Origin of the sequence: Mucilaginibacter lappiensis (assembly GCF_050433765.1) — a bacterium.
GTDB classification, from domain to species: Bacteria; Bacteroidota; Bacteroidia; order Sphingobacteriales; family Sphingobacteriaceae; genus Mucilaginibacter; species Mucilaginibacter lappiensis_A.
In genome coordinates this window covers 392,481-409,946 of the sequence record NZ_JBNPWP010000003.1, presented here as the reverse complement: position 1 = coordinate 409,946, position 17,466 = coordinate 392,481, and the positions used below count along the sequence as shown (strand labels likewise).

At 43.9% G+C, this 17,466-nt stretch carries 9 protein-coding genes; 1 reads left to right on the top strand and 8 read right to left on the bottom strand.

The window, feature by feature from the left end:
• The 8 genes from M2273_RS11930 to M2273_RS11895 all read right to left on the bottom strand — a co-directional run bounded on the left by M2273_RS11930 (position 1) and on the right by M2273_RS11895 (position 13,263).
• A complete protein-coding gene (locus M2273_RS11930; protein WP_429397013.1) occupies positions 1-1,077 on the bottom strand; it encodes a cellulase family glycosylhydrolase in 1,077 nt (358 codons plus the stop codon).
• A gap of 3 nt (positions 1,078-1,080) precedes the next feature.
• A complete protein-coding gene (locus M2273_RS11925) occupies positions 1,081-2,268 on the bottom strand; it encodes a sialidase family protein (RefSeq protein WP_429397011.1) in 1,188 nt (395 codons plus the stop codon).
• A gap of 6 nt (positions 2,269-2,274) precedes the next feature.
• Complete coding sequence (locus tag M2273_RS11920; RefSeq protein WP_429397009.1) at positions 2,275-3,312, bottom strand: family 43 glycosylhydrolase; 1,038 nt, start codon at positions 3,310-3,312, stop codon at positions 2,275-2,277.
• Positions 3,313-3,341: 29 nt separating this feature from the next.
• Positions 3,342-5,417 (bottom strand): beta-L-arabinofuranosidase domain-containing protein, encoded by a 2,076-nt coding sequence (locus tag M2273_RS11915; RefSeq protein WP_429397007.1) that lies wholly within the window; start codon positions 5,415-5,417, stop codon positions 3,342-3,344.
• Between the two features lie 14 nt (positions 5,418-5,431).
• Positions 5,432-7,273: a glycoside hydrolase family 2 protein gene (locus M2273_RS11910; RefSeq protein WP_429397006.1), complete on the bottom strand. Its 1,842-nt coding sequence runs from the start codon at positions 7,271-7,273 to the stop codon at positions 5,432-5,434.
• Positions 7,274-7,361: 88 nt separating this feature from the next.
• Positions 7,362-8,060 (bottom strand): DUF3823 domain-containing protein, encoded by a 699-nt coding sequence (locus M2273_RS11905; RefSeq protein WP_429397004.1) that lies wholly within the window; start codon positions 8,058-8,060, stop codon positions 7,362-7,364.
• Positions 8,061-8,064: 4 nt separating this feature from the next.
• Positions 8,065-10,014: a RagB/SusD family nutrient uptake outer membrane protein gene (locus M2273_RS11900; protein WP_429397002.1), complete on the bottom strand. Its 1,950-nt coding sequence runs from the start codon at positions 10,012-10,014 to the stop codon at positions 8,065-8,067.
• A gap of 24 nt (positions 10,015-10,038) precedes the next feature.
• On the bottom strand, positions 10,039-13,263 hold the full coding sequence (locus M2273_RS11895; RefSeq protein ID WP_429397000.1) for a SusC/RagA family TonB-linked outer membrane protein: 3,225 nt from the start codon (positions 13,261-13,263) through the stop codon (positions 10,039-10,041).
• A gap of 192 nt (positions 13,264-13,455) precedes the next feature.
• On the opposite strand from M2273_RS11895, the gene M2273_RS11890 reads away from it, so the two are divergent.
• Positions 13,456-17,451, top strand: coding sequence for a hybrid sensor histidine kinase/response regulator transcription factor (locus M2273_RS11890; protein WP_429396998.1), 3,996 nt, complete (start codon positions 13,456-13,458; stop codon positions 17,449-17,451).
• Positions 17,452-17,466 lie beyond the last annotated feature (15 nt).

The following is a 17,466-nucleotide window of genomic DNA, read 5'->3' as shown; positions in this document are numbered from 1 at the left end:
CTACTTTCCCCTGTTGGTTAAACTTTTTATAAGTTGTGTTTCCTCCGGTTTGTAAGGCGTGCCATCTTTATGAAAAATATCATGGAACCATAGTTTAGGTTCGCTGCCATCGGGCATTGGGGTATCCCAGGCATAAATGGTATTGGTTTTACCCGATACAAAACCCCAGTTTATGGCGCCCACATTTTCTTTTTTCAACATAGGCAGTACCGTGCTGAACAAGCTGTTGCGCGGACGGGCCATATATTCGGTACAGATCAACGGGCGACCTATCATTTTCAGGAACTGAACTGTTTTTAAATGTTCAGGCTCGGGCGAATAATCATGATAGGTAATTATATCTGAATTGGCTACCTGGTAGGCGTTTAGGTTTTCCAGCTTCCAGCTCCACACACCGGCGCTAATCGGCTGGCTTGGGTTTATTGCTCTTGCCCATTTAAAAACGCTCTTTAACAGCGGTAATGATTTATCTCCCTTGTCTGAGTTACCGGGTTCGTTATATAAATCCCAAAGCAAAATGCGCTTGTCGGTTGCAAAGCGTTTTAATACATCTTTAACATATTTTTCGAGCGCCGGGAAGTTGGCAGCGTTATCAGAAGCAGGTTGACCGGGATCCTGCATCCAGCCAGAATTGTGGATGCCTGGTTTTGGCTCGGGCTGTTTGCCTGTTTTGGGCACTTTGTTCCAGCAATCGTCAAAAAATACAAACATGGTTTGGATGCCGTGCTTACTGGAAATGGCAAGGTATTGATCCATGCGTTTTTTAAACCCCTCAGGGTCCTGTTGCCAGGCCAGGTGATGCAAAAATACGCGCATTACATTCATGCCGATGCCCTGCGCATAACCAAGTTCTTTATCGATGGTTTTAGGATCGAAGCTATCAGCCTGCCACATTTCCAGCTGGTTTATAGCCGTGCTGGGTATAAAATCGCTGCCTACCAGCCACTGGTGCTGGGCGTACCATGCTTTTGCTTTTTGTTGCGACCATACCTGTGCGGGCGCTTTTTGTTGAGCCGATAGTTGTACGCTGAACAGCATTAACAATGCCCCAGCCAATAATTTTAATTTAGTTTGCATGTATTAGTGGTTAGTAGTTTTATTAAGTTTTTTATTGGTTAATCGCCCCTTTATCATCCAAATGGCGGTATAATTATTATAGGTATTGGTTGATGTCAGAGCTATTATGGTATCGTCATGAAGCACGCATAACGAGTTCCACAATCCATGTTTGTTAACCGGGATGGTAAAAGGCGCACCCACTTGCACAAAATTTTCGCCGTTGCTATTGCCTACCGCCACCTGCATACAGGCAAGCTCCCAGTTACCGCTCCTGTTCATGGTGCTTTGGTATGATAAAACAGTTTCACCGCTGTGCAATTGGCGCAAATATGGACCACCGGCATAAACCGTGTCCGGCAGTTTGGGTGTTAGGGCGTAAGTACGTTCATTATCATTGGGTCCAACCGTTTTTTGCCAGTTTTGACTAAAACTATTGCGGATGATGGAGGGTTTAAACTGGCCCTTAACATTATCTTCAATGGAAAAAAGTATCTCTTGTGTTCCTTTCAGAATAACAGGAACCGGCATCCCATCACGATGACCGGGAGTAAAGGAAACTATCTCCGGTTTCTTTGTCCATGTTAAACCGTTGTCCTTCGATCTGAAAATAGATATGTTTTGTTCGTTACTGCTGGTGTAGATCCCTTCATTTGAAAAATACAATTGTATTTCGCCTGACGGGAGCTGCAGCTGCGATGGTTCCCAGCAGCCATTCTCAAACTGAGAGCCTGCCTGGTATATCAGCCGCTCATCACCCCAGGTTTTACCCCCATCATAGCTTTTTTTAGTGCAGATGGCAAAATGTTTTGTAGTATCCCAGCCACCATTTACTTTATGCGGCCGCGGATTATACGATGCCAGCAAGGAGCGATCCTTTAACTCCAGAATTTCGGGAACAGCCATGTTAATACCCGGAACCGCCTGAGCTATAATTACTGGGGTAAGCCATGTTTTGCCCAGGTTATTGCTCGTGATGCACTCCACACCTCCAGCGCTTTCATAAACGCATAACAAATGGCCATTGCTTAGCTGTATCATGCGGGCATAATTTGCACCAGCACTTCCCTGTAAAGGAGCAACTTGTTTTAGGGATGCCTGATCCCACACAATGTTCACAGACGATGGACCTTTTTTAATAGCAGATCCACGCTGCCCCATTACCAAATGCGGGGTCAATAAACAGAGTAACCATATCAATATCCGTTTCATCAGCAATTATTTATCATTCATATCATCAAGCCAAAAATTGAATGGTTTATCCCGGTCGCAGGTTAGTGTGCCGTTATTAAACTCCAGTTCGGCGGCGTGGATGGATGTGCGCTTGGTTGAATAGGAATAGCAGCCATCCTTATCCAATTCCCCACTATCCTGGTGCGTTTTGCGGCCGGGGTGGGTAAAGTAAATGATATAAGCGTGATCACCGCTTACTACTACATCGGCATGAGCGCCGGTTGGGGTATCATCGCGACGATGGCCGGGTGTATCCAGTACCAAACCCTGCTGCTCCCATGTTTGTGCATCTTTTGAACGGTAAACCTGCTGGCCATGCCACTCGTCGGTTATCATCCAGTAATAGTTTTTAAACCTGAAAATCTTGGGGCCTTCATGTGCCTTGCCGCCAATAGCGGGCTTATCATCAACTTTCCAGTTCACAAAGTCGGTACTCTGGGCCGTCATGGTGATACTGCCCAGTTTTTGGTCTTTATACCACATGTGCCATTTACCATCAGGAAGTTTCATTAGTGTTGGGTCGATGATGTTATGATCGGGCAGGTTTAACTTTCCCTCATACTTCCAGTTCCAAAGGTTTTTACTGGTATAATGTACCAAATGCGCGTCGCCGCCCCATTGGGTGTAAACACCCCGGATGTAAACCACAAACATGTGGTAAATACCTTTATCGTAAATCACATCAGGCGCCCAAAAGGTATTTTGCCCCTGCTCAAATTCTAAATTCAAAGCTCCTTTATATACCCAGCTATGCCCATGATCTTTTGAGGTAGCCACCCCTATGGCCGAGCCATAACAATATGCCACACCCGGCGATTGCACATTTGCCCTGCGCTGGGTATACAACATCGTCCACTCCTTTTCGGCATGGTTATAGGCCAAAACAGGATCGGCCGCGCCATCATATATTGGGTCGCGGTAAAGCGGCGATGGCGGCTGATGGGTTATCGCTTCCGGAGTTTGCGCTTTTGCCTGTATATTACATAACAGTAACAGGGCTAAACACTTGATAATACCTTTCAATTTTATGTAGTTATAAGTTTAAAATCCATTTATTCAGCCACCGGAAATGACGAGATCCTTAACCTTGCCCCTCCCATTGGAACGAGTATTAACTGAGCTACAGGCTGATCGGTTTTTACCGGGCTTTGAGGTAATACGCCGCAAAGTCCATATTGATCAATTGTCCAGCCGGGAATTTTTTTGCCTTTTGCCTTGAGCTCTATCGGTGCATTGGCATTGGTAAAAGGATTATTGTCCTTTGGCCAGTTCTTGTGAATGATCTCAATTGAATTTTCGGGATGCTGCTGATCAATCACCAAACCATAGTTCCAGGCTGATGCTGGGTGAATCTCATACGATGGCCATTTGCCCGGATCGGCGGTAGGTTGCCAGTGCGAATCGCCCTGGGTTGACTCCCTTCCATCTTTTTCGGTGTACTGCTCATCAATTTTCAGTGAATAAGTAAGCGGGCCATAATTTACGCTCACACTGTTCTTGTTGGCAGCCCATTGGCGTACTTTTAATTGCATAGGTAGATGCAGGGTCACTTTATCGCCGTTTTTCCAGGTTTTGGCCAGTTTTATATAATCTCCTGTGTTTGTATTTACTTGCACGGGCACACCATTTACTTTTACGGTTGCCCCCTTACACCACTCAGGTATACGCAGGTAAAGTGGAAAATTCACCGCCTTTGCAGTATTTACCGTAAAATTCACCTGATCCTCAAAAGGATATTTAGTGGTTTCGGTTAAAGTTACAGCTACTCCGTTGCCCACTTTGGCATTAACCTGCCCTTGTGTATAAAGCCCAGCCGCTAAGCCATTGTCGGGAGTGGCCATCCAGCTGTTCTCGGCATAATAAACCCAGCCGGCAGCATGATTATGCTGGCAGCAACGGCTGCTAAAGGGGTTCATCATTAAAAACGGACCTTCGTTAGCTATGCCCGGATTATGGTTTTTGCTGTCGCTCACCACCATATTGGGCGCGGTTAAATAGCGCAATGACCGGTAATCGGGCATAAAGGCAGCCGAAAAGGTGTTAAATGCCACATCCTCACAGTTCTCGGCCCAGGAGCGGTCGCCGGTATTGGCCAGCAGCATTTGGTCTGATGTCATTTGCTCTACCATGCCACAGGTTTCAATTGCCTGGCGCGGGTCATCATAGCCTTTACGAGCATTTTCATCGGCACCAAACATACCACCCGGAACCTGGCCATATATGGTACGGATCAGTTTAAAATCGTTATAGGTAGCGTCCAGATCTTTTTGATCATGGCTTTGCAGGTAAAACGTTGCCGGCTCCCTGAAACATTGGGCCACGTTTACATTATGCCAGTTGGGCAGGTCGTTAGCCTGGCGCCAGTTGGCGGTATTTTTATCAAGCTTGGCGGCAAGGTCAAGCAGAAATTTATCGCCGGTACGATTGTACAGCCAGTATACACTGGTCATGTTATCGCCGCCACGGCTGTTTTCCCAATAATCTTCTAAAAACTTATTATCAGGTATGGATAGCTCATACTTAAAATACTTGGTCATGAAGGGGATCACCCGGGGATCTTTGGTGTATTCATAATACGATTGCAGGCACCATAACATCGGCATGTTTGTCCACAGGTCGCGGTTCCCTTTATTCGTTCTGTCCGGGCCAAAATCGCCGTTATCACGCTGGTTGTTCAGTACCGCGTCAATCCAAAACTTTGCTTCGGCAATCATCTTTTTATCGCCCAGCATATAGCCGATGTTGGCGTAGCCCTTTAACCAATAAGGCAGTTCCTCCCAGCCATATTTGCCTTTGCCTTCTTTATTCAGCCAGGCATTGTCTGTTTTAGATAGCCATACGCTGATCTCACCTAAATTACCGGTGAGGCCATCGCGTTGCAGTTCCAGCGCTTTTTTTAACCAGCCACCGGCCTTTATACTCCCTACAGGCAATTTGGTAAAATATTGCTTTTGCAGCGGGGCACGATTATTCACATAAAAAGCATTTAACTGCTCGTTATTAACTTTGGTTATCGTGGTTGCTTTTACACCTGTTTGAGCAGTTGCGGTGTACATACCTGAACATGCTAAAGCCGCGGTGATGCAAAGGCCTTTTTTAATGGAATTTATTTTGTTTTTAAAATGCATAACTGGCTGGTGTATTATTTTACTAACGATGGATCATACAGTTTAACGTTCACCTTTTGTAACTGTTCAACAGGCATTTTAATTACTTTACGGTCATAGGTCATGAAACCGTTCACCTCCCCTTCCACGTCGGTAGTTTGGGTATATACCGCTGCAGACAAGCCTAATTTAATTAACTCCTGCAACCTGTCGGTAAAAGAGCTATACACTTTAAACAGATCATCAGCATTTTTGAAGTTCCGGTAACCCCAGTTTTTATTGGCTTGCCAGGTATGCCCGTCAACAGGCCAGCCTAAACCGCCAAACTCGCCTAAAACTACGGCTTGTGTTTTGCCAAATATTTCGGGCCGTGGCATGGCCGGGTGCGGATAATTATGCAGATCGACTATATGACCGGTGGTATAAAAGTTACCGCCACTGGCGCTGTTCACCAATCTCGACGGATCTTTTTTCATTGTCCATTCGGTGATCTCTACGGTTTTAAATTGTCCCCAGGCTTCGTTAAATGGTGTCCAAACTACAATGCATGGGTAATTATACAATGCGTTGATAATAGCGTTCCACTCCTTACGGTAGTAGCCTTCAGACTCTGGCGTGCGCTGCTGATCTGTCGCTTTATCTAATACGCCGGGTCTGTTTTCCCAATGGTTACCCAGATCGCCGCTGGGCATATCCTGCCATAGCAGCATACCCGTTTTATCGCAATAGGTGTAATAACGGGCTGGCTCAACCTTAATGTGCTTGCGGATCATGTTAAAGCCCATCGCTTTAAGCTTATCAATATCAAAGTTCATGGCCTCATCGGTTGGCGGAGTGTACAAACCGTCGGGCCACCAACCCTGATCAAGCGGACCGTATTCAAATACGAACTTATTGTTCAGCAACATGCGCTGTACGCCATTAGCATCAGGGCCTAATGATATTTTACGCATGGCGAAATAACTTTTTACTTCATCAACCGGTTTATTATTCCTGATGACAGCTACCTGCAAATCATACAGGAAAGGACTGGTTGTTGACCACAGCTTCTGATCTTTAATATTCAGAACAGCTGTGCCGCCCGCGTCTATTATTTTTTCGTCAACCTGTGTTTTGCCATCCCAGGCGGTGATTTTTAACTTATCGCCGGGTTGGCTATTGGTAACTTCGGCCGAAACCGTAAGTGTATGATCGTCAATATTGGGGGTTTGTTTGGTGGCTTCAATATGGGTTTTAGCCACACCTTCCAGCCAAACGGTTTGCCATATACCGGTAACTGGTGTGTACCAGATACCTTCAGGCTTTTTAACTTGTTTACCACGCGGCTGCGGACCATCATCTGTTGGGTCCCACACGCTTACTTTTATTTCTTGCTTGGAGCCGCCTTTTAAATATGGGGTTATATTAAATGTAAAGGGATCAAAACCGCCCTCGTGTATACCTGCGCTTTTGCCGTTCACAAAAACCTCGGTACGCCAGTCAACCGCGCCAAAATGCAGCAGCACATCCTTACCTTTTATGGTTTTGTTGAGGCTGATGGTGGTTTTGTACCAGAGCATACTGTCTTTACCCACTGTTTTACCAACACCTGAAAGTGCGGATTCTACCGCGAAAGGAACCAGTATTTCACCTGTGTATTTAGCCGGTCCGGTTACCGCTTTGGGGACTATAGCATAACTCCACAACCCATTTAAGTTTTGCCAGTTGGCCCTAACCAGTTGCGGCCGGGGATATTCGGGCAGTGGCGCCTTCGGATCAACCTTTTCGGCCCAGGGCGTGGTGATCTTATCTTTTAGGAGATGCCAGTTACTTTCTTGAGCATTGGCTGATAATGTAGCTGAGATTAAGAGCGATAAACAAAGATTACGTTTTTCCATCAGGTGTTAACAGGGTCAGTAATAGAATATTAAAGAGTTACATTTTAAAATTAGGGTCATACCTAAGCATGACCCTAATTTACTGTATTTAGTACGACAACTTCACCAATGGCGAAAATATCATATCCTCCACCCCGGCTATCTTGATGCCTACACGGGCAAAAACATAGTTTTGTGAGGGCGAAATACCAGGAATATTCACGTTCATGGTGATGTTATTTAAGCTGCCGATGGCTGATCCGGCAAGATCAGTGACCGCGATATTATCGCCACCGGATACAAACTGGGTTTTGTTGATGTATAAGCTCACCCTGTCGATATCCTTCGCGTTGGCATCGGTAACCACTTTTTCAATGTTGAAATTAGCCGTTACTTTTCCGCTGGCGGCAGTTAGTTTGGCATCCCTGATCATGTAGAACGGTGTTACCTCTACATCTAAAGTTTGACTTCCTGTAAGCGAAACAGCCACAGAATCCCTTTTACCCGAGGATAGTTCCTTCCACAGGAATGGGCCCTGATTAGGCGGAATGGTAAATTTATAGTTACCCTTAAACACCAGGGACGAGTATGTACCATCCTGCCCAAAGGTTTGACCGATAGGGCCTACTTTACCAAAACCCGGTTGATAAAGCTCATAAGGCACCTGGTTGTATTCAACTCCTATGGCTTCGCCCTTGTACACCAACCTGCCGGTAAGCTTTAATGAAGGCGCGTCATAATTATCTTTCTTACAACCCACGGTTGCCAGCAAGAGCGCCAGTATGATATAATGAAATTTCATTTTCATGATCTTATTGATTTGGTTGTTTAACAATTTTAGGATTGGCCGATATTACATCATTACCAATTTGTGAGTAATAATTACCTAACTGAAACCTGTTACGTCCGGTTACAGGGGCCGGTAACACTTCTTTAAATAGCCACTTACCGTTGTTAGCATTACCCGGATTGTAATATTTATATGGCCATAAACCATAAGGCTGCGTGTTACGTTTTTTGGCGTTGCCGATGTTGGTAACCAGGTCTGTAACGGTCATAGGGGTACCGTCCCAAACGGAGGTTGCCAGTCGCCAGCGTTTCATATCAAACAGGGTGTGTCCTTCAAATACCAGTTCCACACGGCGTTCATGAACAATCCTGTCAAACGTAATATCAGCAGTTGTTAGCGGGGTTGTTAAACCAACGCGGGCTCTTACCTGGTTCATATAACCGGCAGCTACTGATGTTTGGCCCAATTCAAAAGCCGCTTCAGCAGCATTTAACAAAACTTCGGCATAACGGTAGCGGATAAAGGCAACATCGCTGCCACGGCCCCTACGCCCTGAACCTACCGTTGGATCAAGATATTTACGAATATAAAAACCGGTTTGTGACCTAAACTCCTGGCCGTTTACCACGCCATCTTTACCTACTACCTGTACTGCTGTTGATGTGCCTGGCAGTGGTTTTAAATGCCCCGCATCATCACTGGTAAGTACACTGCCATCTGCTAACTGATAGCCTGCCCAAACATCGGTCTTTTTACCTTTAAATGAACCACCAGGTAAAAGTATGGTACCGGCAAGTCTTGCATCGCGGCCGGCAAAAATATCCAGCTGGTTCGCGTAGTATATTGGGTTGCCAGAGCCATCTTTGGTTGCCATTGGCGCATAAGTGTTATCCAGTTTTTCAAAGGCTTCAACCAGGTTCAATGATGGGTTTAAACGCCCTGCATCCAAACCTTCGTCAGATATAGAAAATGGCTGATCGTTGGTAGTAAAGCCATGCACCCTGCCGCTGTTTACTTTAAAATCCTCTACAAATATTGATTCCTGGTTAACACTGCTTTTATCCAGAAAAACGGCAGCAAAATTATCAGCCAGATCAGGCAGCACTTTATAAAGCTGATAGGTACCCGCGGTGCCATTAATAATGGCCTGCGCCGCAGCTAAAGCTTTAGTATAATATCCGCTGGCCATGCCGGCAGGTATACCAACTTCGCCGCCAGACAAGGAAACCTGTGGCGTAGTAGCGCCGTATTTGGCTATAGAACCTGCATATAAAGCAGCCCTTGCCTCCATCGCTAACGCGGCGGCTTTAGTTGCCCTTGACTTTTCATTAACATCGGCCGGTAACAGATCCTTAATGGCCTCGGCCTCGCTTATCACAAAATCATATATTTCTGATTCCTTAGCGCGTGGCTTTTGCAGCGGTGTAACATTTCCTGTATAATCATAAGCAAGCGGATCGGTAATAAGCGGTACCCCACCCATCCTCTTAACCATTTCAAAATAGTAATTGGCACGCAGGAACCGGGCTTCGGCTATAAAACGGGTTTTATCGCCATCAGTAAGTTTGGTCGCTGCCGTAGCTCTTTGGATAAACAGGTTAAGATCGCGGATGTAACCATAATCCCAAATTTTCCATTCCCCATAGTCCCAGCCAGTTCTTTGTACAATAAAACTACTGCCATTCTCTGATGGAAAGGCTTCGCTAAAATCGGCAAAAGTGCGCCACCCGGGTTCGGTATCACCTGAAGGGGATAAAGGATATTCTCTGGACGGATATCCATCCAGACTTGAAAAATCTCTTTGCCTGTTATATAAGTCGCCCAATATGGATAACACCAGGGCCGGGTCTGAAAAGGCCAGCTCAGTAGGCAGTACCTGCTTTGGCGGCACATCTAAAAATGCACTATCTTTTTTGCATGATCCTGTACCTAACAGAATTGCAAACATGGTTATTGATAATATTTTTTTCATTTGAATTTAAACTTAGGGGATCAATTAAAAGGTTAAATTAACACCAAAGTTGAGCACCTTGCTTTGAGGGAATTGAAGCCCGTTATCGTCGTTAACTTCGGGGTCAACGGAGTATTGCTTCAGGTTATCGAACGAAAACAGGTTGTACGCATTTACATAAAATCTTGCTCGTTTGATCTTAACCCTGGTTAACCATTGTGATGGCAATGAATAACCCAGCTCTATAGTTCTGGCCCTTAAGTATTTTACACTGTGCAGCCAGAAGGTTGAATTCCGCTGTCCATTTAGTTCATAATCACTGTGGCCAAAACCCGGATTAACCCTGTTTGCAGGATATTTACCCGGTACCCATGTGCTGTTCACATTAAATGGATCTGAATGGTGCCATCTGTCTTCGAAAATGCTGTTTAAGTTTCCGTTATTCTGAAAAGCCCATCTTGATTCATAGTTCTGGAACCAGGTATAACCGGCAGCTCCCGAGAAATCGGCATGAAAATCAAAACCTTTATACGCGGCACCAAGTGTAAAACCGAAGTTAATATTAGGCTGTTTACCACCACCAAAGCCAACAGGGCGTTCGTCATACTGGTCAATCTTACCATCGCCATTCTGATCTCGATACATCAGGTCGCCGGGCAGCAGAGAACGGTTGCCCTTGCCATCATTATTGATGGTGTAATTATTGATCTGCTCCTGTGATGTGAACTGACCAATTACCTCATACCCCCAGTCGATGTGTGAGTACCTGTTTTGGGTAGAGTTGCGGTATTGATCCCACGAGTTATAGAATAGCGGATTGTATTGCGTAAGATCTTTAGAGCGGGTAAATGAAAAATTACCACCCACATTAAAGCTTACCTGCCCAATTTTATTGTTATAGTTCAGGGAAATCTCCTCGCCATACTGGGCATCGCTGTTAGCGTTTTCCTGCGGTAGTGAGTAACCTATTTCAATTGGTACTATAACATCATTTTTAGTACCCAGCAGGCCGGTACGTTTTCTGTAAAAATAATCAACCGATCCTGTTAACTTATTGTTCAGCAAGCTAAAATCCATACCCACATCGGTGATCTTGCTTTTTAACCACGAGATACGGTTAACCGGGATACCTTTATCCCTTGATACGGTTATGGCGTTACCATCCAATATCGCGGTACCCTGGTTGTAGTTATATCCGGGCAAATAGGCATAAGCCGGAACGATAGGGTTAGCTGTATTATTAGGATCCCTGTCATCACCCAATACACCATATGATCCACGGATCTTTAAGTCGTTAAGTATGCTGTTTTCGCCCAAAAGGCTTTTCATAAAACCTTCCTGGGTTATTCTCCAACCGGCAGATACGCCAGGGAAATAACCTACCCGCCTATCGGGAGCAAACAAATAAGATGCATCCCTCCTGGCCGAAGCCTCTAAATAGTATTTATTATCGTAGTTATAGTTTACACGGCCTATGTAGCCAATGCGGGCCTCTTTATTATCACTATCCTGATACTGATCAGTAGTAGGAAAATAAATGAGCGGCAAATTATTTGAAATTGGCGAAGCATGGATCCAGTTCCTCAAATGGTTAAGCTCAATACGCTCTGCAACAAAGGTGGCACCTATAGTGCTTTTGCCAAACGTATTATTGTAGTTTAACTGGGCTTGCATAGTTTTTGCAAACTCTTTTCTTTGTTCGCGCTCGCGCCACGGGTTGGTACTACCACCGGTTACATCATAAGCGCCGGTTGCGGGCCTATAGGTGTAAGCGTTGTAGGTATACTCCTGGTTATTAAGCAAGTAATCGGCAATATAATAGGAGTATAATCCTTTAAGCGTTAAGCCCTTAACACCGGGTATCTGATATTCGGCATTAAAGTTGGTTTGCAGAACACGCCAGTCGCTATGATATAAACCCGACAGGTCTTTATTTAAAAACGCGTAATTTGATTCAGTATGCCCAATATCATTCAGATACGCGGGGTTATCATTGGCATACGGCCGCTCTAACGGGGTGTTCCTTAATACGGCAAACTTGGCTAAAAAGTAATCATCGCCGCCCGGTACACCCGGATTTTCGCGGGTTTCAATACGGCCGTTAATATCCAGGCTCACTTTTAAACCATTAGCAACCTTAACAGAAACGTTCGACTGGATATTGGAGCGGTTAAATTTATACTCCTTACCCAGCTGCGAGTTTTGAAACAGGTTAGTTGCCGATACATAATAGTTAACCTTGTCTGTACCGCCGGTAAAGTTGGCGTTAACCGAATTTTGAGGAGCGTTGTTATTGCTTTTCAAAACGTAATCGCGCCAGTTAAAGCTGCGGTAAGCCGGATCGGTACCTGCTTTGTATTTATCAAGCTCGGCCGGGGTTATGCTGGTTGAACCATTGGTGTTCACATCAGCTTCGGCCTTGTAACGCATATAATCATAAGAGCTGGTAAGCACATTGGGGAACCTTGTCCAGTTTTGATAACCGGTATAAGCATCAATATTAATGCGGCTTTCGCCCGATCCCTTTTTGGTAGTTACCACCACCACGCCATTGGCCGCGCGCACACCATATATAGCAGCCGAACCATCCTTTAACACGGTAATACTTTCCACATCATTTGGTGAAAGGTTGTTAAACTGGCCTTCATCCTGCTGTATGCCATCAATTACATACAATGGCGAACCCATGTTACGGATCTGGATGCTGGCGCTTGCTCCTGGCCGGCCTTCAGATTGCCTGAACGTTACGCCCGGAATTTTACCCGCCAGTCCGGTACTTACCGTTGAACCGGCATGTACCCGCTCCAGATCTTTACTGGTTACGCTGGATATGGCGCCTGTTATTGATTCCCGCCGCTGTGTACCATACCCTGTTACCACAATTTCCTGCAGGGAAGAGTTTGCAGATTTAAGGCGGATATTGATAATTGAGCGGCCATTTATAGGCACTTCCTGGGTAGTAAAGCCTATATAGCTAACTACCAAAGTCCCGTTGGCATCGGGAGCAGTAAGATTAAATTTTCCTTTAACATCAGTTGTTGTACCGGCCTGGGTTCCTTTCACCCTGATCGCTACACCGGTTAATACCTCGCCCGTAGTGTCGGCAACGGTACCACTCACCTGAAATTTGTTTTGGGCTGATGCCGGAAACGAAACAAGCAGGTAAATCATGCAGGAAAAAATAATTAATGTTACTTTTTGGCCCCATTTACTGGGCGGCCATTGCAAGCGGAAATACCCTACTTGCCTGAGTAGTAAAAATTTTCTCATAAATAATTTATTAATTGGTTAAGTTTTAATTTAAAAATGTACGATTGACAGATTTAAATTATACTGTAAAGAAAAAGGATTTTGTTTGCTGTTTATTAACCAAATCATATCAATTATTAGTCAAAAAGTATCATTTTTTACCAGGACGAAAACCCTTGGAGAGAATGGCTATATTTGTTTCAACGAACGATTTTGAGACCTACATATTTAATTTACTTATTATTTCTCCTGCCCTTTCATGTCTGCCATGCACAGTCGTATTACTTCAAGCATTACCAGGTAGAACAGGGCCTGTCAAACAACACGGTTTACTGCACCCTGCAGGATAAGCATGGATTTTTATGGTTTGGAACCAAGGATGGGCTTAACCGTTTTGATGGTTATACATTTAAAATTTTCAGGCATGATCCAAAGGATAAGAAGAGTGTTTCGAGCAACATGATACACGCCCTAAGTCTGGATAAGGATGGCAATTTGTGGGTAGGCAATGACCAGGGACTTGATAAATACAATTTTAAAACTGAAAATTTTACACATGTAAACGCGTCAAACACCGATGCTGTACGGTGCATTGTGAACGACCAGAACAATAACTGCTGGTTTGTTGCCGGACCAGTAGTTACAAAGTACAACATAAGATCAGGCAAAATAACTGATTATAAACCATTTCAGCATTTTGAAGCAACATCAATAGCGATCAATAATGATGGCTCAATTTGGGTATCATCAACAACAGGCTCATTAGAAAGACTGGATACCATAGGCCGCTCATTTATAAGCTATAGTATGTTTAAAAACTCTAAATGGGTAGCTTCAAACTTTATCGAAAAAATATATAGCGCCGGCAATAACAAAATATTTGTAGGTACTACCAACCAGGGCTTTAAGGAGTTTGATTGCGTTACAGGCAGCTACCGGGATCTTTTAACCTATAACCCCGATAAAACCGAGGTATATGTGCGTGACTTTGTAAAATACTCCGATAATGAGTTTTGGATAGCTACAGAATCGGGCGTGTTTATTTATGATGTGCAAAAGGGTACTTTCATCAATCTTAAAAAGCATTTTAATGATCCTTATTCCATATCAGACAATGCCATTTACACCCTTTACAAAGACGCCGAAGGCGGCGTTTGGGCCGGGACTTACTTTGGTGGGGTAAACTATTATCCAAAACAATACTCCACCTTCAATAAATTCTATCCTGGTTCTGATAAAACCGGCCTGCATGGTAACGTGGTACGCGAAATTTGCAAAGACATGTACGGCAACCTATGGATGGGCACCGAAGATAATGGCCTGAACAAGTTAAGTCCTGATAAACGCACCTGGACACATTATTACCCCGGTGTTAAAAACGGGATATCAAACACCAACATACATGGGTTACTGGCCAACGGTAACGAACTGTTTATTGGCACGTTTGAACGTGGTTTGGATATTCTGGACATACCCAGCGGCAAGGTAGTTAGGTATTATCTGGCTGGCAAGGCAAAAAACATGCTGAAAAGTAATTTTATAATTACCTTTTGCAAAACCCGGTCGGGCATTATTTTGGTTGGTACTACCCGCGGCCTTTACAGGTATAATACCACAACCAAAGATTTTACGCTTATAAACAGCGTTCCTTTTTATGATTTTATTTACTGCATAACAGAAGATCATAATGGAAAAATATGGGTAGGTACTGTACATGACGGCATTTACTTTTATGATCCCGACAATAATTCGGGTTACAAATTAAATGATAGCCATACCTCAACCAATGCGTTTAACAGCAGTACGGTTAACGGAATATTTGAAGACAGCGATCACCAGTTATGGTTTGCAACAGAAGGTTTGGGCTTGTGGAACTATGACCCGGTAAAGAAAAGCTATAAGTTTTATGACCTGAACAGTGGTTTCCCCAGCAACTACGTTTTCAGGATTTTGGAGGATGACCATAAGAATATTTGGGTAAGCACAACCCGCGGACTGGTATGTTTAAATATAACCAACAGGAATATAAAAATTTATACCAGGGCCAGTGGCCTCCTGAGCGACCAGTTTAATTATAACTCCGCTTTTAAAGATACGGATGGCACCATGTATTTTGGCTGTGTAAAGGGAATGGTAAGTTTTAACCCCTCGCAATTTAAAAAGAATGATTTTATCGCGCCGGTGTATATTACCGGTTTTCAGGTTCACAATCAGGAAATTTCTGTTAATGGCAACGACTCATTGTTGCACCGGTCAATTATTTGCACCAAACAAATTAACCTGAATCATAACCAATCCTCATTTAGTATTGATTTCGCGGCGCTGAGCTATCCATCGCCCGAGATGACCCAGTACAAATATATCATGAAGGGGCTTGACCGTGGGTGGACAGCATTAAAAACAAACAGAAAGGTTTATTTCACCCAGCTTTTACCGGGACATTATACGTTTATTGTTAAAGCAGCAAACTATAACGGTATATGGACACCGCAGGAAACCCGGCTTGAAATTACCATAACCCCTCCGTTTTGGGAAAGCGTATGGGCTTATATTATTTATATCTTACTCGTACTGCTTACCGTATATTATTTACTGAGACAGTATCACATTAAAACCCGCGAAAAAAATAAACGGTTAATTGAGATCCTGGAAAATGATAAAGAGAAACAGATTTATAATGCCAAAATAGAGTTTTTCACCAATGTAGCGCACGAGATCCGTACACCACTTACCCTTATCAAAGGGCCCATGGAAAAGGTGATTAAAAGAGCCGGGAGCGTTCCTGATATTCAAAACAACCTCCAAATAATGGAAAAGAATACCAACCGGCTTTTGGACCTCACCAACCAGCTGCTTGATTTCAGGAAGACCGAAACCAATGGCTTTAGCCTCAGTTTTGTTAAAACAGACATAACCGAACTGCTTGCCGATACCTTTTTAAGGTTTAAACCCATGACCGAGCAAAAGAATATGCGTTATGAGTTTATCCATCAGCATAAAAATTTATACGCCTATGTGGATATTGAGGCTTTTACAAAAATTGTAAGCAACCTCATCAATAATGCCATTAAATACGGCAAATCTGTTGTCGAGGTAGAATTGCTGGAACACCAGGAAGAGGATTTCACTTTTTCTATCGAGATTAGGAATAATGGCTATATAGTGCCTTATGAAATGCGCGAAAAGATCTTTGAACCTTTCTTCAGGCTCAAAGAATCAGAGAAGCAGATAGGTACCGGTATAGGTTTGTCTTTATCCCGCTCACTGGCCGAGCTGCATAAAGGGGTGCTGGTATTAAACAAGTCTGTAAATGATCTGAATATTTTTATGCTTACCCTGCCTGTGCACCAGGAAAAGGAGTTTGACCTGTATAATACACCTGATGATTATGAACTGACTGATAAAAATAAAGAGGAGGATTTTGACTTTATGAAACCAATTATACTTTTAGTGGACGACAACCCCGAGATACTTGATTTTATTTCGGACGACCTGAGCGAAAAATATGCAGTTATTAAAGCCCTTAACGGTCAGGAAGCGCTTGATATGATCGAGATAGAGAACATTCAGCTCATTATTAGTGATGTAATGATGCCCGTGATGGATGGCTTTGAGCTGTGCAAAAAAATAAAGACCAATTTTGATTACAGCCATATCCCTATTATACTGCTTACCGCCAAAAACACCCTGCAAAGTAAAATTGAAGGGCTGGAGGTAGGTGCCGATGCTTATATCGAAAAACCATTCTCGCCCGAGCATTTGCAGGTACAAATAGCCAACCTGCTCATCAATCGCAATAAAATAAGGGAGCATTTTGCAAGTTCGCCGCTGGCCAATATCAACACCATGGCCTACTCCAAACCCGATGAAAGCTTTTTAGACAGACTGAACGCGGCCATCAACAAAAACATCCAGAACCCTGATCTTGATGTGGAGCATATTGCAGGTTTAATGAATATGAGCAAGCCTACGCTGTATCGCAAGGTAAAAGCCATATCAAACCTTACTATTAATGAACTCATTAACATAACCCGCTTAAAAGCAGCAGCAAAATTGCTGGAAGACGGCGATTATAAAATATACGAAGTGGCCAGCATGGTTGGTTATAGTTCTCAATCGCACCTGGGCCGCAACTTTTTAAAACAGTTTGGCACTACCCCTACCGAGTATCAGCAAAACAAACGAAACCTTAAAACACGATCACTTTAACCGGTTACCTGATCA